Genomic DNA, 21,858 nt, shown 5'->3' with positions numbered 1-21,858 from the left:
GCGTGCCGGCACATGGCTCACACGGGCGTGTATGTGTTGGGGGGCGCACGGCGCCCCCGCGGCCCTGGGCGCGGGCCCGGTACGCGATGCGTACCGGGCCCGCTCCATGTCTGTCCTGGGAGGACCTTCCCGCAGGCTCGTCGCTACGGCCCACGGCGCGTGGTCGGGCCTGTGGGCTCCTCGTCAAGGCCTGCGGGCCGAGGTCACCCGGTAGACGTCGTAGACGCCCTCCACGCTCCGTACGGCCTTCAGGACGTGCCCGAGGTGCTTGGGGTCGCCCATCTCGAAGGTGAAGCGCGAGGTGGCCACCCGGTCGCGGGACGTCTGCACGGCCGCGGACAGAATGTTGACGTGCTGGTCGGACAGGATCCGCGTGACGTCCGAGAGGAGCCGGGACCGGTCCAGCGCCTCGACCTGGATCGCGACCAGGAAGACCGAGGACTGTGTGGGCGCCCACTCGACCTCCAGGATCCGCTCCGGCTGCTGCGAGAGCGAGTCCACGTTCACGCAGTCCGCACGGTGCACGGAGACGCCGCTGCCCCGGGTGACGAAGCCGATGATCGGGTCGCCCGGCACAGGCGTACAACAGCGGGCCAGCTTGACCCACACGTCCTCGACGCCCTTGACCACGACGCCCGGGTCCGCGTTGGAGCGGCGCTTGCTGCGGCCGTGCGAGGGCGGCGAGCTCTCCGCCAGGTCCTCGTTGGCCGCGTCCTCGCCGCCGAGCGCCTGGACCAGCTTCTGCACGACGCCGGCCGCCGCCACATGCCCCTCGCCGATCGCGGCGTAGAGCGACGAGATGTCGGGGTAGCGCATCTCGTGGGCGAGCGTGACGAGCGAGTCGCCCGTCAGGATGCGCTGGATCGGCAGGTTCTGCTTGCGCATGGCCCGCGCGATGGAGTCCTTGCCCTGCTCGATCGCCTCGTCCCGGCGCTCCTTGGAGAACCAGGCACGGATCTTGTTGCGGGCCCTCGGCGACTTGACGAAGCCGAGCCAGTCGCGCGAGGGCCCGGCACCGGCCGCCTTGGAGGTGAAGACCTCCACCAGGTCGCCGTTGTCGAGCGTCGACTCCAGCGGTACGAGCCGCCCGTTGACCCGTGCTCCTATGGTCCGGTGGCCGACCTCCGTATGGACGGCGTACGCGAAGTCGACCGGTGTCGCCCCTGCCGGAAGCGCTATGACGTCGCCCTTGGGCGTGAAGACGAAGACCTCGTTGCGGGAGAGGTCGAAGCGCAGGGACTCCAGGAACTCGCTGGGGTCCTCGGTCTCCTTCTGCCAGTCCAGGAGCTGGCGCAGCCACGCCATGTCGTTGACGGTGTCCTGGCCTCGGCCGGTGTTCTTGGGGACGTCGGTGCGGACCTTGGAGGCGCCCGCGACGGCCTCCTGCTTGTACTTCCAGTGCGCGGCGATGCCGTACTCGGCGCGGCGGTGCATGTCGAACGTACGGATCTGCAGCTCGACGGGCTTGCCGCTGGGGCCGATCACCGTGGTGTGCAGCGACTGGTACATGTTGAACTTGGGCATCGCGATGTAGTCCTTGAACCGGCCGGGGACCGGATTCCATCGCGCGTGGACGGTACCGAGCGCCGCGTAGCAGTCACGGACCGTGTCGACGAGCACCCGGATGCCCACCAGGTCGTAGATCTCGGCGAAGTCACGGCCTCGCACGATCATCTTCTGGTAGACGCTGTAGTAGTGCTTCGGCCGTCCGGTGACAGTGGCCTTGATGCGGGCCGCCCGCAGGTCGGACTGGACCTCGTCGGTCACTATGGCGAGGTATTCGTCGCGTTTGGGCGCCCGCTCGGCGACGAGGCGGACGATCTCGTCGTACATCTTGGGGTAGAGGATCGCGAAGGCGAGGTCCTCCAGCTCCCACTTGATGGTGTTCATGCCCAGCCGGTGGGCCAGCGGAGCGTAGATCTCCAGCGTCTCGCGGGCCTTCTTCTCCTGCTTCTCCCGCTTGAGATACCGCATGGTGCGCATGTTGTGCAGCCGGTCGGCGAGCTTGATGACGAGGACCCGGGGGTCCTTGGCCATGGCGACGACCATCTTGCGTACGGTCTCGGCCTGGGCGGCCTCGCCGAACTTGACCTTGTCCAGCTTGGTGACGCCGTCGACCAGCAGGGCGACCTGGTCGCCGAAGTCGCGGCGCAGCGTGTCCAGGCCGTACTCGGTGTCCTCGACCGTGTCGTGCAGCAGGCCGGCCATCAGGGTGGCCGGATCCATGCCCAGCTCGGCGAGGATCGTCGTCACGGCGAGCGGATGTGTGATGTACGGGTCGCCGCTCTTGCGCTTCTGGCCGCGGTGCCAGCGCTCGGCTACCTGGTAGGCCTTCTCGATCTGCCGCAGCGTGGCGCTCTCGATCTTGGGATCGTTGCTGCGGACGGTGCGCAGCAACGGTTCCAGGACCGGGTTGTACGGGCTGGAGCGCTGCACACCGAGTCGGGCCAGCCTGGCCCTTACGCGGTTGGACGAGCCGCCGGTACGGGCCACCGGGCCCACGGGGGCGGCCGGTGCCGCCGCGGGCTTGGAGGGCGGCTTCGGTGCGGTGGGTGCCGGGGAGACGGGGACGGACGGCTGCGAGGGGGAAACGGGCGCGGGCCCGTTCGCTTCGGCGGGGGCCGGACCCGTGCCGGGCTCAGGGGCCGGGGGCTTCGGCTTCTCCGCGGGCTGCTGCGTCGCGGGCGTGGCTGGGGCCGCCTCGGGCTTGTCGGGCTGCGGGGCGGCGACTGGCTGGGCCTCGTCTGGCAAGAGCGCTCCTCGTGCGGATCCGGACACCCGGAAAGGCCATCGTAACGACCCTGCGGCCGGAGCTCCCCCGGGGACTGCGGGAGCCCTCACCACGCGATGCGGGCACCCGGTTGTTCCCGGGTGCCCGCATCATTGCGCGTGTAACTGTGCCTGCTGCCGTCCGGCAGTCCTTCAGACCGTGATCAGGGCCTCCAGCGGAGCACCCCGCAGGTGCGGTGCCAGGCGTTCGCGGCCGGCCAGGAATCCCAGTTCCATGAGGACGGCGACGCCGGCGACCTGCGCTCCGGCTCGCCGGATCAGCTCCAGCGAGGCTCCGGCGGTGCCGCCGGTGGCCAGGACGTCATCGATGACCATGATGTGGTCGTCGGCCGACAGGTCCTCCGCGTGGATCTCGATCTCCGCGGTGCCGTACTCCAGCTCGTACGCCTGGCAGAGCGTGGCTCCCGGCAGCTTCCCGGCCTTGCGGACGGGGACGAAGCCGAGACCGGCCCGTACCGCGACCGGTGCGGCCAGGATGAAGCCGCGGGCCTCCAGGCCGACGATCTTCGTGGCGCCGTGCTGTACACACAGCTCCGCGAGGGCGTCCGTCAGGGCCGTGAACGCGACCGGGTCCGCGAGCAGCGGGGTGATGTCCTTGAACAGCACCCCCGGCTTCGGGTAGTCCGCCACATCACGGATCCGGCTGAGCAGGAGGTCCCTGGTGTTCTCGGTGGTGCTGGTCATCAACGCTTCCCAGAGGTCCGGCCGTGGCCCCTGGGGGGCTCCTGGCGCTGTCCGACGACCGCACCGGCGGGCGCGGCGTCCTCGGGGGAACGCTCGTCCGCCTGCTCGGCCTCGTTGGGCTCGCCCTTGGCGGCGGCCGCCGCGCGCTTGGCGAGGATCCGCCTCTTCAGGGCCTTCATCTGCGGTTCGCGTCCCTTGAGGTCGGCGACGAGCGGAGTGGCGATGAAGATCGAGGAGTACGCACCGGCGGCGAGGCCGACGAAGAGGGCCAGCGAGATGTCGTTCAGCATGCCGGCGCCGAGGACACCGCCACCGATGAACAGCAGACCCGCGACGGGCAGCAGGGCGACGACCGTGGTGTTGATCGAGCGGACCAGCGTGCTGTTGATGGAACGGTTGGCGATCTCGCCGTACGTCCACCGGGTCTGCTTGGTGATCCCCTTCGTGCCCTCCTTGAGGCTGTCGAAGACGACGACCGTGTCGTAGAGGGAGTAACCGAGGATCGTCAGCAGACCGATCACCGTGCCGGGGGTGACCTCGAAGCCCACGAGCGCGTAGACACCGACCGTGATGGTGATGTCGTGGATCAGCGCGACGAGGGCGGCGATGGCCATCCGCCATTCGAAGGCGATCGCCAGGTAGATCACTACGAGGACCATGAAGACGCCGAGGCCGGTCCATGCCTTGTTGGCGATCTGCTCACCCCAGCTGGGGCCGACCAGGTCGGCCGCGATCTTCTCGGCCGGGACGTCGAGGCCCTTGGAGAGCTCGCCCTTGATCTGGTCGGACTTCGCGGTGTCGACCTCGGTGATCTGGATGCGCAGACCGCCGTTGCCCAGCTTCTGGACGATGGCCTGGTGTCCGGAGGACTCGGAAGCCAGCGACTCCGCCTTGTCGACCGAGACGCTCGTCTTCGGGGTGGTGAAGACGGCGCCGCCCTTGAACTCGATGCCCATGTTCAGGCCGCTGACCGCCAGGCCGACGATGGCCGTGATCGTGATCAGGATCGAGACGCCGTACCAGATCTTGCGCTTGCCGATGAAGTCGTAGCCGACCTCGCCGCGGTAGAGACGGGCGCCGAGATTGCCGAGTCGCGACATCTCACGCCTCCTTCGGGTCGGTAGGGGCGTTGACACGGCGCGACCGGCGCAGCGGCGGCTTGGCGCCGAGCCGCTTCGGGTCCAGTCCGGACCACGGGTGACCGCTCGCGAAGAACTTCGTGCGGGCCATGATCGTCATGATGGGCTTGGTGAAGAGGAAGACCACGACCACGTCGAGCAGGGTGGTGAGGCCCAGCGTGAACGCGAAGCCCTGGACCTTGCCGACGGTGACCACGAACAGCACCGCCGCCGCCAGGAACGACACGAAGTCGGAGACGAGGATGGTGCGCCGGGCTCGCGGCCAGGCCCGTTCGACGGCCGGACGCAGGGTGCGGCCCTCGCGGATCTCGTCCCGGATTCTCTCGAAGTACACGATGAACGAGTCCGCGGTGATACCGATCGCCACGATGGCACCACAGACCGCCGGCAGGTTCAGCGCGAAGCCGATGGCCGGGCCGAGCAGCGACATGATCGTGTAGGTCAGGATGCCGGACACCAGGAGGCTGAGGAGCGCGATGAACGCCAGCCCGCGGTAGTAGGCCACCAGGTAGACGACCACCAGGGCCAGACCGATGGCGCCCGCGATGAGGCCCGCCCGGAGCTGCTCACCGCCGAGTGCGGCGGTGACGGTGGTGACGCTCTGCTCCTGGAAGGAGAGCGGCAGCGCACCGTAGGAGAGCACGTTGGCGAGTTCCTCGGCGGACTGCTGGTCGAAGCTGCCGGAGATCTCGGCGTTGGCGCTCAGCGCCTGGCTCACGGAGGGTGCCGAGACGACTTCGCCGTCGAGCGCGATGGCGAACTGGTTCTGCGGGGACTGCTGCTGGGCGAGCTTGCCCGTGATCGTGTGGAACTTCTTGGCGCCGCCGCCGGTGAACTCCATCTGGACGATCCACTGGCTGGTCTGCTGGTTGATCGCGGCCTTGGCGCTGTCCACGTCCGTGCCGTCGACCTCGGCCGGGCCGAGGACGTACTTGGCGGAGCCGTCCTGCTCACACGCGACGACCGTGTCGGTGGCCTTCGTGCCCTGGCTGGCCTTGGAGCGGGAGGCCTTGCTGGAGCAGTCCAGCGCCTCGAACTTCTTCTGCAGATCCGCGGCGGCGGCCTGCTCCTCGGCGGAGGCGGTCGGCGCGGTGCTCGCCTTGGGCGAGGGCGACGAGTCCGCCTTCAGGGCGCCGGTGACCGCGCGGCCCTGGGTGGTGGCGTCGGCGCTGGGCTTCGCGGAGGAGCTGCTCGCCTTGTCCGATGCGGAGGCGCTCGGCTTGGCGGACGGGCTGGCCTTGTCGGAGGGCGAGGCGCTCGGCGCAGGCGTGGGCGTTCCCTGGGCGACGGTCAGCACGGGCCGGAAGTAGAGCTTGGCGGTCGTACCGACCTGCTCACGGGCCTGCGCGGAGTTCGTTCCCTTGGGGATGTTGACGATGATGTTGCGATCGCCCTGAGTCTGGACCTCGGCCTCGGAGACACCAAGACCGTTGACGCGGCGCTCCATGATCTGGACCGCCGTGTCCATGTTGGTCTTGTTGATCGCCGACTCCTGGCCGGGCTCGGCCTTCGCCTCCAGCGTGATGGACGTACCACCGGCCAGGTCGATGCCGAGTCGCGGCGTCGGCTGCTTGGCCAGGAACATCCCGCCGGTGAGAGCGACCATGGCGATCAGGATCAGAACCAGGGATCGCCCCGGCCTGCCCTGACCGCCGGCCGGTCCTCGGCCCTTCTTCGGTGCTGCCACCTTCTCGTTTCTCCCTGTCCAACCGCCCCGCGCCGGGTACGCGCCCGAGCGGCCACGAAGTTTAGTGGGGACCCGCCCCCGCAGAAGACCGCACGGTACGGGGATGACCGGATGCCTGTGGGCTCACGGCGTCCCCGGGTCGTGTGCTACTTCGCGTCGGTTTCGCCGTCGGCCTTGCCCTCGGACTTCTTGTCGGCCTTGTCGTCGGCCGGCTCGGCGTCGTCCGCCTCGGTCTTCTTGACCAGGTCGGTCTTGGCGTCGTCCGCCGTGGCCTCGTCGGTCTTGTCGGCCTCGGTCAGCGAGGAGGCGTCGTCCGGCACAATCGCGCCGTCGACGTCGAACTCCTCTTCGTCACCGTGGACGATGCGGTTGTACTCCGCGTCGTCGAGAACGGCGCCGATGGCGTTCTTGGCGTAGATGGCGTGGACGCCGGGGGCGACCTCAAGGAGGACCGTGTCGTCGTGAAGCTCCTTGACGGTGGCGTACATGCCCCCGATCGTCCGGACGCCGGTGCCGGGCTGCATTTCATTGCGCATGGTCGCAGCCGCCGCCTGCTTCTTCTTGGCGGACCGCGTCATCAGGAACATGGCCCCGATGAGCACGATGAAGGGGAGGAGAGTCACGGGATTCACGGGACGATTTTCCTTCGCACGACCGCGCTGGAAGGCGGCCTGGTCTACGGGGGTGGGTACACCGACCCGTTAAGGGCGGCATCGGCGGAGTCTAAGCGAGTCCGCATCGATGGAACAACGCCCAGCATGGCACCATGGTTCCTCTGTGGGTCAACCTGTGATGCATCACGCCCCGAACAGGCCCTGTTGTCCCTTTCCGCCGTGCTGCGGAGGCACCAGCCCGAGATGGGCCCAGGCAGCCGGGGTGGCGACCCGCCCTCGCGGCGTCCTGGCCAGCAGTCCTTCCCGTACGAGGAAGGGCTCGGCGACCTCCTCGACCGTCTCGCGCTCCTCCCCCACGGCGACCGCGAGCGTGGACAGGCCCACCGGGCCGCCGCCGAAAAGCTTCAGCAGGGCACCGAGCACCGCCCGGTCCAGCCGGTCCAGCCCCCGGGCGTCGACCTCGTACACCCGCAGGGCCGCGACGGCGATCTCGCGGTCGATCCTGCCGTCGGCCTTGACCTGGGCATAATCCCGGACCCGGCGCAGCAGCCTGTTGGCGATGCGGGGCGTGCCGCGTGAGCGCCCGGCGATCTCGGCGGCACCCTCCAAGTCTATCGCGACGTCCAGGAGACCGGCCGAGCGGTGAATCACCCGTTCCAGCTCGTTCGGGGCGTAGAACTCCATGTGTCCGGTGAAGCCGAAGCGGTCGCGCAGCGGGGGCGGCAGCAGTCCTGCCCTGGTCGTCGCGCCGACCAGGGTGAAGGGCGGCAGCTCCAGCGGGATGGCGGTGGCCCCGGGGCCCTTGCCGACGATCACGTCGACCCGGAAGTCCTCCATGGCCATGTAGAGCATCTCCTCGGCGGGCCGGGACATGCGGTGGATCTCGTCGAGGAAGAGGACCTCGCCCTCCTGGAGCGAGGACAGGATGGCCGCCAGATCGCCCGCGTGCTGGATGGCGGGACCGGAGGTGATCCTGATCGGCGCGCCCATCTCGGCCGCGATGATCATCGAAAGAGTGGTCTTGCCCAGCCCCGGGGCACCGGACAGCAGCACGTGGTCGGCGGTCGCACCGCGGGCGCGGGCCGCCTTGAGGACCAGGTCGAGCTGTTCGCGCACCTTCTCCTGGCCGACGAACTCGTCGAGGTCCTTGGGGCGCAGCGCCGCCTCGACCGCGGTGTCCTCGCCGTCCGCGCCGGCGTCGACGAGCCGCTCGTCGAGGAGCTCGTCGGTGTCGGGTCCGGTCTCGTCCCAGTTCATCTCGTCAGTCCCGCCTCGGGGGTTTCGGTGCCGTGCCATCGGGTTTCGGGCCGGGTGTCAGGGGGTGCCCGTCCGCTCAGCGCGCGCGGTTGAGGGTCTGCAGGGCGGCGCGCAGCAGCTGCGGCACGGGGGGCTGGGCGCCTTCCGCGAGGGCCGCCTCCGCCTGCGGCGCCACGGCGGACACCGCTTCGTCCGCCTCACGCGTGGCATAGCCGAGACCGATCAGGGCTGCCTGGAGCTGGTCGCGCCAGGAGGAGGTGACCGCGGTGCCGATGCCCTGGCGGCCGGTGTGGGCGCCGAGGGGCTCGCCGAGTCTGTCCTTCAGTTCGAGCAGGAGCTTCTGGGCTCCCTTCTTGCCGATGCCCGACACGGCGGTGAGCGCCTTCTCGTCGCCCGTGGCCACGGCGACGCGCAGGGCGTCCGGGCTGTGTGTGGCCAGCATGGCCTGGGCGAGCCGGGGCCCGACCCCGCTGGCGGTCTGGAGGAGTTCGAAGACCTGCCGTTCGTCGTCGTCGGCGAAGCCGTAGAGCGTCAGCGAGTCCTCCCGTACGACGAGGGAGGTGGCGAGTTTGGCCTCCGTGCCGATCCGGAGGGCGGCGAGGGTGTTCGGTGCGCACTGGACGGCCATGCCGATGCCGCCCACCTCGATCACGGCCGTGGTCGGGGCGAGCGCGGCGACGGGGCCGCTGACGAAGGCGATCATCGGGGGACCTTCCGGACGGGGACTGCTGCGGTGCGCGGGACGCGCGGGGTGCGGGAGGCCGCTGCGGCCGCCGCGTGCGCCTGCTGGAGGCGGTTGAGCGCGGGTGCGCGCCAGATGTGGCAGATGGCGAGAGCGAGGGCGTCGGCGGCGTCTGCGGGCTTCGGCGGGGCGTCCAGGCGCAGGAGCCGGGTCACCATGGCCCCGACCTGCGCCTTGTCCGCACGTCCGCTGCCGGTGACGGCGGCCTTGACCTCGCTGGGCGTGTGCAGGGCGACCGGGATGCCGCGACGGGACGCGCAGAGCATGGCGACCGCGCTGGCCTGGGCGGTGCCCATCACCGTACGGACGTTGTGCTGGGCGAACACCCGCTCCACGGCTACGCATTCGGGCCGGTGTTCGTCGAGCCACTGCTCGATGCCGCGCTCGATGGCCACCAGCCGGTGGCCGGGCTCCGCGTCGGCGGCGGTGCGCACGACTCCGACGCCGAGCATCGTCAGGGGCCGGCCTGCGACGCCTTCGACGACGCCGATGCCGCACCGGGTGAGCCCGGGGTCCACGCCGAGTACCCGCACGGTCCGCCCCCCTCCTGCCGATCGGTCAACTGTTCCTGGAGGCTATCGGCTCGCACTGACAATGCGACGGGCCGACGGGGTGTGTCCCCGTCGGCCCGTCCGCGGAAGCTGCGCAGGTCGGTCGCCTCTCAGGCCTCGACCTTCTCCATGACCTCGTCGGAGACGTCGAAGTTGGCGAAGACGTTCTGCACGTCGTCGCTGTCCTCCAGCGCGTCGATCAGCTTGAAGATCTTGCGCGCGCCCTCTTCGTCCAGCTCGACCTGCATGGTCGGGACGAAGTTGGCCTCGGCCGAGTCGTAGTCGATGCCGGCCTCCTGGAGCGCGGTACGGACCGCGACCATGTCGGTGGCCTCGCTGAGCACCTCGAACGTGTCGCCGAGGTCGTTGACCTCCTCGGCGCCCGCGTCGAGCACCGCTCCGAGCACGTCGTCCTCGGAGAGTTCACCCTTGGGGACGATCACGACGCCCTTGCGGTTGAACAGGTACGAGACCGAACCCGGGTCGGCCATCGAGCCGCCGTTACGGGTCATGGCGACCCGCACGTCGGACGCGGCGCGGTTGCGGTTGTCGGTGAGGCACTCGATGAGCACCGCGACGCCGTTCGGGCCGTAGCCCTCGTACATGATCGTCTCGTAGTCGGCGCCACCGGCCTCGAGACCGGCACCACGCTTGACCGCCGAGTCGATGTTCTTGTTCGGGACCGAGCTCTTCTTGGCCTTCTGGATGGCGTCGAAGAGGGTCGGGTTGCCGGACACATCGGCACCGCCGGTACGGGCCGCGACCTCGATGTTCTTGATCATCTTCGCGAAGAGTTTGCCGCGCTTGGCATCAATCACGGCCTTCTTGTGCTTCGTCGTAGCCCATTTAGAGTGGCCGGACATCTGCCTTCTCCTTCGCGTCACCAAATTCCGTACGAACCCGAGAGATCCTACCGGGGTCGAGTCAGGTGGCTGCGCGCACCATGTCGACGAAGTACGCGTGAAGCCGTTGGTCGCCGGTCAGTTCCGGGTGGAATGACGTGGCAAGGGCGTTTTCCTGCCGTACCGCCACGATATGACCGCCGTGCTCGGCTATCACCTTGGCCCGCGCGCCCACGGACTCGACCCAGGGGGCCCGGATGAAGACGCCCTCGACCGGGCCGCCCTCGATCCCGGCGACCTCGACGGCCGCCTCGAACGACTCGTTCTGCCGCCCGAAAGCATTACGGCGCACGATCATGTCGATACCGCCGACGGTCTCCTGGCCCGAGCGCGGGTCGAGGATCTTGTCGGCGAGCAGGATCATCCCGGCGCAGGTGCCGTAGACCGGCATTCCGGCGCCCACGCGCTCACGCAGGGGTTCCAGCATGCCGAACAGGGCAGCCAGTTTGGACATCGTGGTGGACTCGCCGCCCGGAATGACCAGGCCGTCGACCTCGGCGAGTTCCCCGGGACGCCGGACCGGCCTGGCCAGGGCGTCCGCCGAGGCCAGGGCGATCAGGTGCTCCCGTACGTCGCCCTGGAGAGCCAGGACACCGATCACAGGGGTGTCGCTCATCAGTGACTACCAGCCGCGGTTGGCGTAGCGCTCGGCCTCGGGCAGGGTGTCGCAGTTGATGCCGACCATGGCCTCGCCCAGGTTGCGGGAGGCGTCCGCGATGATCTTCGGGTCGTCGTAGAAGGTGGTGGCCTTCACGATGGCGGCGGCGCGCTTGGCCGGGTCGCCGGACTTGAAGATGCCGGAGCCGACGAAGACACCCTCGGCACCGAGCTGGCGCATCAGCGCGGCATCGGCCGGGGTGGCGACGCCACCCGCGGAGAAGAGGACGACGGGCAGCTTGCCGAGCTCGGCGACCTCCTTGACCAGCTCGTAGGGGGCGCGGAGGTCCTTGGCTGCGGCGTACAGCTCGTTGTTGTCGTAGCCGCGCAGCCGGGCGATCTCGTTCTTGATCTGCCGCAGGTGGCGGACGGCCTCGACGACGTTGCCGGTGCCCGCCTCGCCCTTCGAACGGATCATGGCGGCGCCCTCGGCGATGCGGCGCAGGGCCTCGCCCAGGTTGGTGGCGCCGCAGACGAACGGGGTGGTGAACGCGAACTTGTCGCTGTGGTTGACCTCGTCGGCCGGGGTGAGGACCTCGGACTCGTCGATGTAGTCGACCCCGAGGGACTGGAGCACCTGGGCCTCGACGAAGTGTCCGATGCGGGACTTCGCCATCACCGGGATGGAGACCGACTCGATGATCTCCTCGATCATGTTCGGGTCCGACATCCGGGCCACGCCGCCGTCCTTGCGGATGTCGGCCGGCACCCGCTCCAGGGCCATGACGGCCACGGCGCCCGCGTCCTCGGCGATCCTGGCCTGCTCGGCGTCGACGACGTCCATGATCACGCCGCCCTTGAGCTGCTCGGCCATGCCGCGCTTGACTCGGGCGGTGCCGGTGGCCGGCGCGTCGGCGGACTGCGGGGTGGCGGGATGCGTGGACACGGATCGACCTCACTCGGGGAAAGGGTGCTGAGCGTGCGGGGGTGATGCACTGCTGAGCAAACTCTCCGGGACCGGGCCACAGCAAGGGCCAATGGAAGGCCGGTGGATCGTTTTGGTCCGGCGCGGCAGGCGGGGCGAGGCCTGCGCGGCCGCCGCGGGCAGGGGTCCGGCAGGCCGTCGCGGGTCTTTGTCGGCCGTGGCGGGCCGTCGCGAGCCGAGCCCGGAGACTCGGGACCGTGGGCTTGGCCCGGAGACCCCGGCATCTGGGGACGGAGCCCGGGAACCCGGCGGCCGTGGACCGAGCCCGGGAGGCCCGCCAGGCCCCGCGTCCGCCGCCGTCAGCTGACCGGGCGGTCCGCGAGGGCGACCGGCGGCTCGTCGTCCATCTCGAACGCCAGCGGGAACGGCGCGTGCCCGGCCAGCCGGAACCAGCGCACCGTGCGGTGGCGGCGCAGCGCACGCGCCGCGCGCACCGCGTCGTTGTGGAACCTGCGTGCCATCGGGACCCGGCGCACCGCGGCCGCCAGTTCGAAGGCCGTCTCCTCACCGCCCGGGATCTCCTTCACCGCCTCCACCTGGGCGGGCTCGCCGAACACCGCGCGCAGGGCGGTACTCAGCTCGCTCTCGGCGACCTCGCGGTGTTCCTCCTCCGACTGACGGGCCGCGTGCGCGGCCTCGTACAGCACGATGGAGGCTGCCGGATCGAGGACACCGGACGTGGCGAGTTCCTGGGTGACCGAGGCGCGGCGCAGCAGTTGGGCGTCGAGGGCGGCACGGGCCGCGTCGATCCGGGTGTGCAGCCGGTCGAGACGGCCCGCGGTCCAACTGAGGTACAGGCCGATCGCGATGAGCACGACGGCGGTCCAGATGAGGGTTTCGGTCACAGGCGGAAAGGCTACCGGGGAGCGGGGTCCGGACAGCCTCCCCCGGGCGGCGCGGGGCCGCTCGCCGGCCGGCGCCCCCGGGATCAGTCCCGGGCCAGCCCGAACCGGGCCCGCAGGCCCGTCCGTTCGTCCGCCGCCACGGACGCCGCGCCGTCCGTGACCGTCTCGTACACCGCGAGGATGTCCGCGCCCACCGTCGACCAGTCGAAGCGCCGGACATGCGCGGTTCCGCGCTCGCGCAGCTCCGCGCGCCGTTCCGGGTCGCCCAGCAGCCGGATCGCGCCGGTGGCCAGCGCGTCCGCGTCCTCGTTGGCGAACAGCTCCCCCGCCGCCCCCAGGTCCAGGACCTGCGTGAACGCGTCCAGATCGCTGGCCAGGACCGGAGCGCCCGCCGACATGGCCTCGACGAGGATGATGCCGAAGCTCTCGCCTCCGGTGTTGGGCGCGACGTACACGTCGACGCTGCGCAGCAGCCTCGCCTTGTCCTCGTCGCTCACCATGCCGAGGAACTCGACACGCTCCCGCATCTCCTTCGGCAGCGAGGCGACGGCCTCCTCCTCGTCGCCCCGGCCCGCCACCAGCAGCCGCGTGTCCGGACGGGCGGCCAGGATCGCGGGCAGCGCGCGCATCAGGACGGGCAGGCCCTTGCGGGGCTCGTCGATGCGGCCGATGAAGCCGATCGTGCCGCCCTGCCATTCGGGCCTGGGTTCGGCCGCCGCGAAGAACCCGACGTCCACCCCGTTGGGGATGACCACCGCGTCGCCGCCCAGATGCTCCACCAGCGTCCGGCGCGCGTACTCGCTCACCGCGATGCGCGCGCTGATCTTCTCCAGGGCCGGCTGGAGGATCGGGTAGGCGGCGATCATCGCCCGTGAGCGCGGATTGGACGTGTGGAACGTGGCGACGATCGGCCCCTGTGCCGCCCAGCACGTCAGGAGCCCCAGCGACGGCGAGGTCGGCTCATGGATGTGGATCACGTCGAACGTGCCGTCGTGCAGCCACCGCCGCACCCGCGCCGCGGACAGGAAGCCGAAGTTCAGCCGTGCGACGGAGCCGTTGTACGGAACGGGGACGGCCCGGCCCGCGGACACCACGTACGCCGGCAGCGGCGTCTCGTCGTCGGCCGGGGCCAGCACGGAGACCTGGTGGCCGAGCCGGATCAGATGCTCGGCCAGATCGCGGATGTGGAACTGCACGCCGCCCGGGACGTCCCAGGAGTACGGGCAGACGATGCCGATCTTCACTGCTGGGCCTTTCGTTCGGGTCGGACCGGATTTCGGGCCGGACCGGATCAGAGGGCGGGGTCCGGTGCGTGCGGTGCGAGGCGGAGGAGGGAGTCACCGCGGAGCATCGGGACCGACGGCGACGCCCGAGGGGATCCCCCTGGTCGAACGAGGCCGTGCCCTCAGGGGTGCGTGCCGGACCCCACGGGCCCGGGACAGCTCCTGAGGGCTGTCGGGACAGCCCTCAGTCTCCCTGGGGTTCGAGGTCGGCGAGCCAGAGCCGTTGCAGCATGTGCCAGTCCTCCGGGTGCTCGGCGATGCCCAGGGCGAACGCGTCGGCCAGGGCCTGTGTCATGGAAGACGTCTTCTCGGCACGGTTGCCTGAGCCGGGTACCTCGACGGGCGGATGGATCCGCGCCTTCATGACCGGCGTGTCGTCGTAGGAGAGGGTGACCGGCAGCAGCAGCGCACCGGTCTGCTGGGCCAGGAGGGCCGGTCCCGCGGGCATCCGGGCCGTGTCGCCGAAGAAGGTCACCTCGACGCCGGAGGCCGACAGGTCGCGGTCGGCGACCAGGCAGACGAGGCCACCCTCGCGCAGCCGGCGGGCCAGCGTCCCGAACGCGCTCCCGCCGTTGTGCGCGAGCACCTCCATGCCGAGGCCCTCGCGGTAGGCCACGAACCGGTCGTACAGCGATTCCGGCTTGAGCCGCTCGGCGACCGTCGTGAAGGGGACCTTCAGGTCCGTGGTGACCCACGCCCCCGCCAGGTCCCAGTTCCCCAGGTGCGGCAGCGCGAGGATCACGCCGCTTCCCGCGTCGAGCCCTTCGGTCAGCCGGTGTGCGTCCGTCACGTCGATGGACGCCTTGATCCGCTCCGGGGTCCATGTGGGCAGCCGGAACGACTCCATCCAGTAGCGCATGTACGAGCGCATCCCGGCTTTGGACATGGCCGCGAGCCGGGCCGGACTCGCGTCCGGCACGACCCGCGCCAGATTCGACTCCAGCCGCAGCACGCTCTTGCCGCGCCGCTTCCACACCTGGTCGGCCAGGGTGCGGAAGAGAGCCCGCGCGGCCGGTTCGGGCAGCTTCCTGACCGCGGCCCAGCCGAGTCCGTACAGCCCGTCGCTCAGCCGTTCCCTGGGTCCGGGCTTCGCGTCCCCGGGTGCGCCGCTCACTGCGCGGCCTCGCTCCCCCGGTCCGCCGCAGCCGACACCGCGGCGGCCGCATCGGCCTCGGCGGACTCACGGCGCACGGTCACGACCCGCTGCACCAGCGTCACCAGGCTGCCCGCGGCGACGATCCACAGCGCGATCGGCAGCAGGATGTCGATCCCCGGCACACCGAACTTGTGCAGACCCGCCAGACCGGCCGCCACCAGCGAGATCACCAGACGCTCGGCACGCTCCACGAGCCCGTTGACCGCGACCGGCAGACCGATCGACTCACCGCGCGCCTTGGTGTACGAGACCACCTGGCCGCTCGCGAGACAGAAGATCGCGACCGCGCACAGGATGTTGTCGTCGCCGCTGCCCGCGTACCAGAGCGCGAAGCCCGCGAAGATCGCCCCGTCGGCCACCCGGTCGAGCGTCGAGTCCAGGAACGCGCCCCAGCGGCTGGAGATGCCGGCCTGCCGCGCCATGTTTCCGTCGACGAGGTCGGAGAAGACGAAGATCGTGATGACGATCGTGCCCCAGAAGAACTCCCCCATCGGGAAGAAGACCAGCGCACCTGCCATCACCCCGGCCGTGCCGATCAGAGTGACCGCGTCGGGGCTCACACCCAGACGGAGCAACAGTGCGGCGAACGGCGTGAGGACACGCGTAAAAAATGCACGCGCGTACTTGTTCAGCATGGCCTTCCCGAGGGGTCGGTGGGCCGTATGGCCCCATCGGCCACCGGCTGGAGGGTGCTGACGTCCTGGCCGGGTCGGGGCGGCGTCCGGTGCGTGCGGCTGCAAGGCGCCGGAGCGTCCCCTGACTCCGCCATGGGGACGTTTCGGCAACGCCGCAGACGTGCGCGCCGGGCGCCGCGAGCGCGGCCAAGCCCTTCAGCACCCTCCTGGCCCATCGTAGTCACGCCTGCCGCACTCCACCGTCCGGGCACCCTGGGGATGTCGCAGCACCGGCGCCGGACCCCGCGGCGGCGTACGGCGTATGGACGCGGCCGGGAGGGAGTGGAAAGCTCGGAACCAACCGCGGGCGTCGCCGTAGCCGCCGCGGCGGCTCCCCCGTGCCCGTGCAACCGCTCCCCATCCCCGCGCCGGCGGGCCCCGCCGGCGCCGCCACCCGGGAGGCACGTCATGGGCGCCAAGGCACACGCACACACCGGAGCCGCCACAGGAGCGACGACGGCCGGCCATCCCTCGGACATCCGGAACGTGGTGCTGGTCGGCCACAGCGGATCCGGCAAGACGACCCTCGTCGAGGCCCTGGCACAGACCGCGGGCGCGGTCAACCGGCCGGGCCGGGTCGAGGACGGCACCACGGTCTCCGACCACGACGGGATCGAACAGCTCCGGCAACGCTCGGTTTCGCTCTCCCTCGTCCCCGTCGAATGGGACGGCGTCAGGATCAACCTCCTGGACAGTCCCGGATACGCCGACTTCGTCGGGGAACTCAGGGCCGGTCTGCGCGCCGCCGACGCGGCACTCTTCGTCGTCTCGGCCGCGCAGGAGGCCGACGCCGTCGCCGGTACCACCCGCGCCGTCTGGGAGGAGTGCGCGGCGGTCGGCATGCCGCGCGCCATCGTCGTCACCCACCTGGACACGGCCCGCACCCCCTTCGACGCGATGACCCGCGTCTGCGGCGAGATCTTCGGCGGCGACGACCCCGACGCCGTACTCCCCCTCTACCTGCCGGTGCACGGTCCCGAGGCCGCGGACGGACACGCGCCGCTGACCGGACTCACCGGGCTGCTCACCCAGCGGATCTTCGACTACTCCGGCGGGGAACGGCGGGAACACCCGCCCGCCGAGTCCCAGCAGGCGCCGCTGGCCGCAGCCCGCAACCGGCTGATCGAGGGAATCATCGCCGAGAGCGAGGACGAGACCCTCATGGACCGGTATCTCGGCGGTGGCGTGATCGACATCGGGACACTCGTCGACGACCTCGAACGCGCTGTCGCGCGCGGCACCTTCCACCCGGTCCTGACCGCGGCCCCCGCCGCCGACGGCGCCCGCCAGGGCATCGGCACCGTCGAACTCCTCGACCTGATCACCGGTGGCTTCCCCACCCCGCTCGAACGCCCGCTGCCCGCCGTCACCACCCTGCACGGCGCCTCGCTCCCCGCTCTGGACTGCGACACCCGGGGCCCTCTGGCCGCCGAGGTCGTCAAGACGGCCTCCGATCCCTACGTCGGCCGGCTGTCGCTCGTCCGCGTCTTCTCGGGCACCCTGCGTCCCGACGACACCGTGCACATAGCCGGCCACGGACTCGACGGCCCGGGGCCCGGGGCCCGTGCCTTCCACGAGGCCGAGATCCGCGTCGGCGCCCTCTCCTCCCCCTTCGGCAGACTGCAGCGCCCCCTCACCGCCTGTGTCGCCGGCGATCTCGCCTGCGTCGCCCGGCTGGACGCGGCCGAGACCGGCGACACCCTGTCCGCACCGGACCAACCCCTGCTGCTGGAACCGTGGACCACGCCCGACCCGCTGCTGCCGCTCGCCATCGAGGCACACAGCAAGGCCGACGAGGACAAGCTCTCCCAGGGCCTCGCACGCCTCGTCGCCGAGGACCCGTCCATGCGCCTGGAACAGAATCAGGACACCCGTCAGGTGGTCCTGTGGTGCCTCGGCGAAGCCCATCTGGACGTGGCGCTGGACCGGCTGCGCACCCGTTACGGCGTACAGGTGGACGCCGTCCCCCACCGCGTCGCGCTGCGCGAGACGTTCGCCGGGCCGTCCACCGGACGAGGCCGCCACGTGAAGCAGTCCGGCGGTCACGGCCAGTACGCCATTTGCGAGATCGACGTCGAACCACTGCCGCCGGGCTCCGGCATCGAGTTCGTCGACAAGGTGGTCGGCGGATCGGTACCCCGCCAGTTCGTCCCGTCGGTCGAGAAGGGCGTACGCGCCCAGGCCGCCCGGGGCCTCACCACCGGGCACCCGCTGGTCGACGTGCGCGTGACCCTGCGGGACGGCAGGTCCCACTCCGTGGACTCCTCCGACGCCGCGTTCCAGACGGCGGGCGCCCTGGCCCTGCGCGAGGCCGCGGACGACGCCCGTATCCAGCTGCTGGAACCCGTCGCCGAAGTGCGCGTACTGATCCCCGACGACTACGTCGGACCGGTCATGAGCGACCTCTCCGGCCGCCGCGGCCGGGTCACCGGAACCGAGCAGTCGGGCGCCGGACGCACTCTCGTACGGGCCGAGGTCCCGGAACTGGAGATCGGCCGTTACGCGGTCGACCTGCGCTCGCTGTCCCACGGGACCGGCCGTTTCGACCGTGCGTACGCCCGGCACGAAGCCATGCCCCGACAGCTCGCCGACCGCGTCCACGAACAGCGGGAGACGGCCGCGAACGGCGCCTGACGGCCTCGTCCGCCCGAGGTTGTCCACAGGGCCGGACGGCATACCTATTCGGACGATACGCTGTGCTTCCAGCTCAGAAAGTGTGCCGGGCCCGGCAGTTGGGAAACAGCCGCAGGAGCGGTTCCTCGGCGGCGAGTGGGGGCGACAGTGGCCAGCAACGGATTCGATTTCTCTCCTGGAGCACAGATTCCGCTCCAGGGGGCGGCGGGAGCGGCGGTGGCGACCAACGCCCTCGCCTCTGCCGCGTACCGCGACAGCCCGGTGGAGGAAATCCTCAAAGCCAACAGTGAATGGCACAAGTCCGAGGTGAAGGAAGGGCGTTCCAAGCTCTTCAAGTCCGACTACTTCAAACCCAACCTCGGCGAGGCCTTCTCCCGCGCCGTCCAGGAACGCATGCTGGGCGGCGCACGCAAGGCCCTCATCCAGTCCTTCGGCAGCGACCCGCAGACCGTCGTCGAGCACTGCCTGTCCGCGAGCCGCCTGCGCAAGACCCGCGACACCAAACTCACCGCGGTGACAGCCCTGTTCGGCTTCGTCTTCCTGCCCGGAATGCTGCTGTGGGTGATCGCCTTCCGGCTGCGCGACGGCCTGGCCAACACCAAGGACAAGGGCCTCGCCGCCCTCGGCAACGCCCTGCTGCCCGTCATCGGCATCGCCGCGCTGTTCTTCCTGATCAAAATGCCTCTCACCGGGCTCCTCGCGCTGTATCTGCGAGTGATGATCGTCGCGCCCGTCATCGGCTGGCTGATCGCCAAGCGGATCGCCGAGGCCTCGGCCAAGGACATGCGCGCCCGCTGGGAGGGCCTGCTCTCCGGCGGCGGCATCATCGCCAAGATCCCCGAAGCCGTACCGAAGAACCCCAACGAGACGGCCCGCGAGGCACTCCGTCAGGGCCTGGAGAAGCTCTCCGCCGAACAGCAGTCCAACTCCGTCTTCTACGCCGGCCCCAAGGGCATCCTCGGCATGGGCACCCGCTGGGGCAGCTGGCAGCTCGCCGAGGAGCTCGTCGCCAAGGAGCCCGGCAAGGAGTTCCACCAGTTCCGCAGCTGGGACCTGGTGCGCGCCATCCACGACCAACTCAAGATGCTGGAGCGCGGCCCGCTGAACACGGGCGGGTTCCCCACGCCCTCGGTCACCCACTGGATCGTCTCGCCCGTAGGGGAGAACGCCGACGGGGTGTCCCGCCCCGAGGGCGAGGACGTCGCCACCTTCCAGGTCAAGCCCCACGAAATACAGCGGATCTGCAACCACCAGCAGTTCGGCGGCGGCGACCGTCACTACCTGGGCGTCCAGTTCACCCTCTGGGACGGCCAGCTGGTCATCACCATGATGATCACCGTCACCGTGCTCTTCGAGACCCTGCGCATCGAAGTCACCGGACACGCCCTCGGCCCGGTCCACTCCCTGTTCACCAGCAAGCCCGCGGCCAAGAAGAAGACGGTCAACAAGACCGTCAAGTTCTGGGAGACCCGCGACATCACGCTGGCGCTGGTGGAGTCCAAGGAAGTCGTCCGCCTCGCCCTGCGCGCCCCCTTCACCTGGTACCCGCCGCTCCTCGACTACCTCGGCGGCAAGATCGCCCTGCCCGAACCCTTCGGGCTGCGGCATGCCTGGGCCGAGAAGCCGTGGCGCCACCGCTTCATGGCGGACGACGCGATGCGCGCCGCCACACCCGTCCTGCGTGTCGTGCACAGCGCCGCCATCAAGGTCCTGAACGAGAACGGCGTAGACACGGAACGCTTCGACAACCGCTCGACGATACTGGGCGGACTCGTCCAGGACCCCACCCCGCGCAAGGCCGACCTCTACGACGCGTGAGGGCTTGTCCCCTCTGAGTCGTGCCGGGCTCGCGCCGCCCCCTGGCACCGCATCTGATCCAGCCCGATCAAAGATCCGGTCCCGGTCCGGTCCGGTCCGGACGAAACGTGGAGCCGACATGGAAAGGGCGCCCCGGGAGACCGGGGCGCCCCTCGCGAGAGAACGGGATCAGGCGGTACGCGGCCAGGCGTCGGCCAGCATCCTGCGCGTGTCGCCCAACAGCTGCGGCAGTACCTTGGTGTGACCCACCACCGGCATGAAGTTGGTGTCACCACCCCAGCGGGGCACCAGATGCTGATGCAGATGCGCGGCAATACCCGCGCCGGCCACAGCGCCCTGATTCATCCCGATGTTGAAACCGTGCGCCCCCGAGGCCGCACGCAGCGCCGTCATCGCACGCTTGGTGAAATCGGCCAGCTCCAGCGTCTCCGGACCGTCCAGCTCGGTGTAGTCCGCGACATGCCGGTACGGCACCACCATCAGGTGCCCACCGTTGTACGGATAGAGGTTCAGCACGGCGTAGACCTTCTCGCCGCGCGCGACGACGAGCCCGTCCTCGTCCGACTTCGAAGGGATCTCGCAGAACGGACAGCCGTCGCCGGCCTCCGGGCCGGTCGGCTTGTTCTCGCCCTGGATGTACGCCATCCGGTGGGGCGTCCACAGGCGCTGGAACGCATCGGGCGTTCCCACTCCGATCTGCTGCTCCGGCTCACTCGTCATGCCGATCAGCATATTGCTTACCCCCCGCAAAGCGTGTCGCCGGGGCCGATCCCGTCCGCGCGAAGCGATGCTGGGCCGATGAGCGACCGCACCCCGGCCCGGCCCTCACCCGCCTTCGCCCGCTGGGAGCAGCGCACCGAGGTACCGCTCTTCGCCGCCTCGCTGCTGTTCCTGCTCGGCTACGCGGCCCGCGTACTCGCCCCGGACGACGCCGAGCCCTGGCACGACATCTCCCTCGCCCTGGTCGCCGCCACCTGGCTGCTCTTCGTCATCGACTACGCGGTACGGATCCGGCTCAGCGGCCTGGGACACCGCTTCGTCCGTGTCCACTGGCTCGACACGCTCGTGCTCCTGCTGCCGCTGCTGCGCCCGCTGCGTCTGGTCAAGGTCTACACGGCCGTCCAGAAGCGCCACGACGAGCCCCGGCTGAGCCTGTACGCACGCGTCATGTCGTACGCCGGCCTGACGGCCGTGCTGCTCGGCTTCTCGGCGTCCCTCGCGGTCTACAACCAGGAGCACGACGCGCCGGGCGCCTCGATCCGCACCTTCGGCGACTCGGTCTGGTGGGCGTGCGCGACGCTCACGACCGTGGGGTACGGGGACGCGGTGCCGGTGACGCCGTGGGGACGGGTGGTCGCGGCGTTCCTGATGGCCTGCGGGCTGGCGCTGCTGGGGGCGGTGACGGGTTCGTTCTCGTCGTGGCTGATCCAGGTGTTCCGGCGGGAGGACGAGAAGGGGCCCCCGGCGAGCGGGTAGCTCACCGGGGGCCCCTGCCGGGCA

19 protein-coding genes are annotated in these 21,858 nt (G+C 70.3%); 3 read left to right on the top strand and 16 right to left on the bottom strand.

The genetic code is table 11. The features are described 5' to 3' along the window. Positions 1 to 183: 183 nt before the first annotated feature. The 15 genes from ACZ4LX_RS23525 to pgsA form a co-directional block, all read right to left on the bottom strand. Positions 184 to 2,751, bottom strand: coding sequence for a RelA/SpoT family protein (locus ACZ4LX_RS23525; RefSeq protein ID WP_467648412.1), 2,568 nt, complete (start codon positions 2,749 to 2,751; stop codon positions 184 to 186). Between the two features lie 171 nt (positions 2,752 to 2,922). Continuing rightward, positions 2,923 to 3,474, bottom strand: a complete 552-nt coding sequence (locus ACZ4LX_RS23520) for an adenine phosphoribosyltransferase (protein ID WP_467648407.1) — start codon at positions 3,472 to 3,474, stop codon at positions 2,923 to 2,925. Continuing rightward, the gene (secF, locus tag ACZ4LX_RS23515) at positions 3,474 to 4,574 is read right to left on the bottom strand and encodes a protein translocase subunit SecF (RefSeq protein WP_467648401.1); all 1,101 of its coding nucleotides are present in this window, start codon (positions 4,572 to 4,574) and stop codon (positions 3,474 to 3,476) included. The genes ACZ4LX_RS23520 and secF overlap by 1 nt, the downstream gene beginning before the upstream one ends. 1 nt (position 4,575) lies before the next feature. Beyond that, positions 4,576 to 6,300, bottom strand: coding sequence for a protein translocase subunit SecD (gene secD / locus ACZ4LX_RS23510; protein ID WP_467648395.1), 1,725 nt, complete (start codon positions 6,298 to 6,300; stop codon positions 4,576 to 4,578). Between the two features lie 146 nt (positions 6,301 to 6,446). After that, positions 6,447 to 6,932, bottom strand: a complete 486-nt coding sequence (gene yajC / locus ACZ4LX_RS23505; protein WP_467648391.1) for a preprotein translocase subunit YajC — start codon at positions 6,930 to 6,932, stop codon at positions 6,447 to 6,449. Between the two features lie 165 nt (positions 6,933 to 7,097). Continuing rightward, positions 7,098 to 8,171 carry a Holliday junction branch migration DNA helicase RuvB gene (gene ruvB / locus ACZ4LX_RS23500; RefSeq protein WP_467648388.1) on the bottom strand — a complete coding sequence of 358 codons (1,074 nt, stop codon included), beginning with the start codon at positions 8,169 to 8,171 and terminating at the stop codon, positions 7,098 to 7,100. A 76-nt stretch (positions 8,172 to 8,247) separates the two neighbouring features. Further along, positions 8,248 to 8,874 carry a Holliday junction branch migration protein RuvA gene (gene ruvA, locus ACZ4LX_RS23495; protein ID WP_467648384.1) on the bottom strand — a complete coding sequence of 209 codons (627 nt, stop codon included), beginning with the start codon at positions 8,872 to 8,874 and terminating at the stop codon, positions 8,248 to 8,250. Then, positions 8,871 to 9,446 (bottom strand): crossover junction endodeoxyribonuclease RuvC, encoded by a 576-nt coding sequence (ruvC, locus tag ACZ4LX_RS23490; protein WP_467648380.1) that lies wholly within the window; start codon positions 9,444 to 9,446, stop codon positions 8,871 to 8,873. Before ruvC ends, ruvA begins: the two co-directional genes overlap by 4 nt. 128 nt (positions 9,447 to 9,574) lie before the next feature. Beyond that, positions 9,575 to 10,327 (bottom strand): YebC/PmpR family DNA-binding transcriptional regulator, encoded by a 753-nt coding sequence (locus ACZ4LX_RS23485; RefSeq protein WP_467648377.1) that lies wholly within the window; start codon positions 10,325 to 10,327, stop codon positions 9,575 to 9,577. Positions 10,328 to 10,388: 61 nt separating this feature from the next. Further along, entirely contained in the window at positions 10,389 to 10,982 is a 594-nt protein-coding gene (pdxT, locus tag ACZ4LX_RS23480) for a pyridoxal 5'-phosphate synthase glutaminase subunit PdxT (protein ID WP_467648375.1), read from the bottom strand. 6 nt (positions 10,983 to 10,988) lie between these two features. Then, positions 10,989 to 11,909 carry a pyridoxal 5'-phosphate synthase lyase subunit PdxS gene (pdxS, locus tag ACZ4LX_RS23475; RefSeq protein ID WP_467648372.1) on the bottom strand — a complete coding sequence of 307 codons (921 nt, stop codon included), beginning with the start codon at positions 11,907 to 11,909 and terminating at the stop codon, positions 10,989 to 10,991. A gap of 338 nt (positions 11,910 to 12,247) precedes the next feature. After that, positions 12,248 to 12,793, bottom strand: coding sequence for a hypothetical protein (locus ACZ4LX_RS23470; protein WP_467648369.1), 546 nt, complete (start codon positions 12,791 to 12,793; stop codon positions 12,248 to 12,250). 83 nt (positions 12,794 to 12,876) lie between these two features. Next, entirely contained in the window at positions 12,877 to 14,037 is a 1,161-nt protein-coding gene (locus ACZ4LX_RS23465; RefSeq protein ID WP_467648365.1) for a glycosyltransferase family 4 protein, read from the bottom strand. A gap of 223 nt (positions 14,038 to 14,260) precedes the next feature. After that, positions 14,261 to 15,190 (bottom strand): phosphatidylinositol mannoside acyltransferase, encoded by a 930-nt coding sequence (locus ACZ4LX_RS23460; RefSeq protein WP_467648361.1) that lies wholly within the window; start codon positions 15,188 to 15,190, stop codon positions 14,261 to 14,263. Next, positions 15,187 to 15,867 (bottom strand): phosphatidylinositol phosphate synthase, encoded by a 681-nt coding sequence (gene pgsA, locus ACZ4LX_RS23455; protein WP_467648358.1) that lies wholly within the window; start codon positions 15,865 to 15,867, stop codon positions 15,187 to 15,189. The genes ACZ4LX_RS23460 and pgsA overlap by 4 nt, the downstream gene beginning before the upstream one ends. Before the next feature lie 447 nt (positions 15,868 to 16,314). Here pgsA and ACZ4LX_RS23450 point away from each other — a divergent pair, with 447 nt between their 5' ends. Next, the gene (locus ACZ4LX_RS23450) at positions 16,315 to 18,540 is read left to right on the top strand and encodes an elongation factor G-like protein EF-G2 (RefSeq protein WP_467648354.1); all 2,226 of its coding nucleotides are present in this window, start codon (positions 16,315 to 16,317) and stop codon (positions 18,538 to 18,540) included. Between the two features lie 147 nt (positions 18,541 to 18,687). Beyond that, a complete protein-coding gene (locus ACZ4LX_RS23445; protein WP_467648350.1) occupies positions 18,688 to 20,358 on the top strand; it encodes a hypothetical protein in 1,671 nt (556 codons plus the stop codon). A gap of 168 nt (positions 20,359 to 20,526) precedes the next feature. On the opposite strand, the gene ACZ4LX_RS23440 is transcribed toward ACZ4LX_RS23445, so the two are convergent. Further along, on the bottom strand, positions 20,527 to 21,090 hold the full coding sequence (locus ACZ4LX_RS23440) for an HIT family protein (protein WP_467648347.1): 564 nt from the start codon (positions 21,088 to 21,090) through the stop codon (positions 20,527 to 20,529). Between the two features lie 66 nt (positions 21,091 to 21,156). Between ACZ4LX_RS23440 and ACZ4LX_RS23435 the strand changes: the two genes are divergently transcribed. Beyond that, complete coding sequence (locus ACZ4LX_RS23435) at positions 21,157 to 21,834, top strand: potassium channel family protein (RefSeq protein ID WP_467648344.1); 678 nt, start codon at positions 21,157 to 21,159, stop codon at positions 21,832 to 21,834. The last annotated feature ends 24 nt before the right edge of the window (positions 21,835 to 21,858 follow it).

The sequence above is a fragment of the Streptomyces sp. NPDC026062 genome, assembly GCF_055568375.1.
The sequence above is the reverse complement of the archived record's forward strand: the minus strand, read 5'-3'. Positions and strand labels throughout refer to the sequence as shown.

Excerpts from the sequence above, each read along its gene's own strand:
- ACZ4LX_RS23520 (WP_467648407.1), bottom strand. The coding sequence starts at position 3,474 with ATGACCAGCACCACCGAGAACACCAGGGACCTCCTGCTCAGCCGGATC.
- secF (WP_467648401.1), bottom strand. The coding sequence starts at position 4,574 with ATGTCGCGACTCGGCAATCTCGGCGCCCGTCTCTACCGCGGCGAGGTC.
- ruvB (WP_467648388.1), bottom strand. The coding sequence starts at position 8,171 with ATGAACTGGGACGAGACCGGACCCGACACCGACGAGCTCCTCGACGAG.
- ruvA (WP_467648384.1), bottom strand. The coding sequence starts at position 8,874 with ATGATCGCCTTCGTCAGCGGCCCCGTCGCCGCGCTCGCCCCGACCACG.
- ACZ4LX_RS23485 (WP_467648377.1), bottom strand. The coding sequence starts at position 10,327 with ATGTCCGGCCACTCTAAATGGGCTACGACGAAGCACAAGAAGGCCGTG.
- pdxT (WP_467648375.1), bottom strand. The coding sequence starts at position 10,982 with ATGAGCGACACCCCTGTGATCGGTGTCCTGGCTCTCCAGGGCGACGTA.
- pgsA (WP_467648358.1), bottom strand. The coding sequence starts at position 15,867 with ATGCTGAACAAGTACGCGCGTGCATTTTTTACGCGTGTCCTCACGCCG.
- ACZ4LX_RS23450 (WP_467648354.1), top strand. The coding sequence starts at position 16,315 with ATGGGCGCCAAGGCACACGCACACACCGGAGCCGCCACAGGAGCGACG.
- ACZ4LX_RS23440 (WP_467648347.1), bottom strand. The coding sequence starts at position 21,090 with ATGCTGATCGGCATGACGAGTGAGCCGGAGCAGCAGATCGGAGTGGGA.
- ACZ4LX_RS23435 (WP_467648344.1), top strand. The coding sequence starts at position 21,157 with ATGAGCGACCGCACCCCGGCCCGGCCCTCACCCGCCTTCGCCCGCTGG.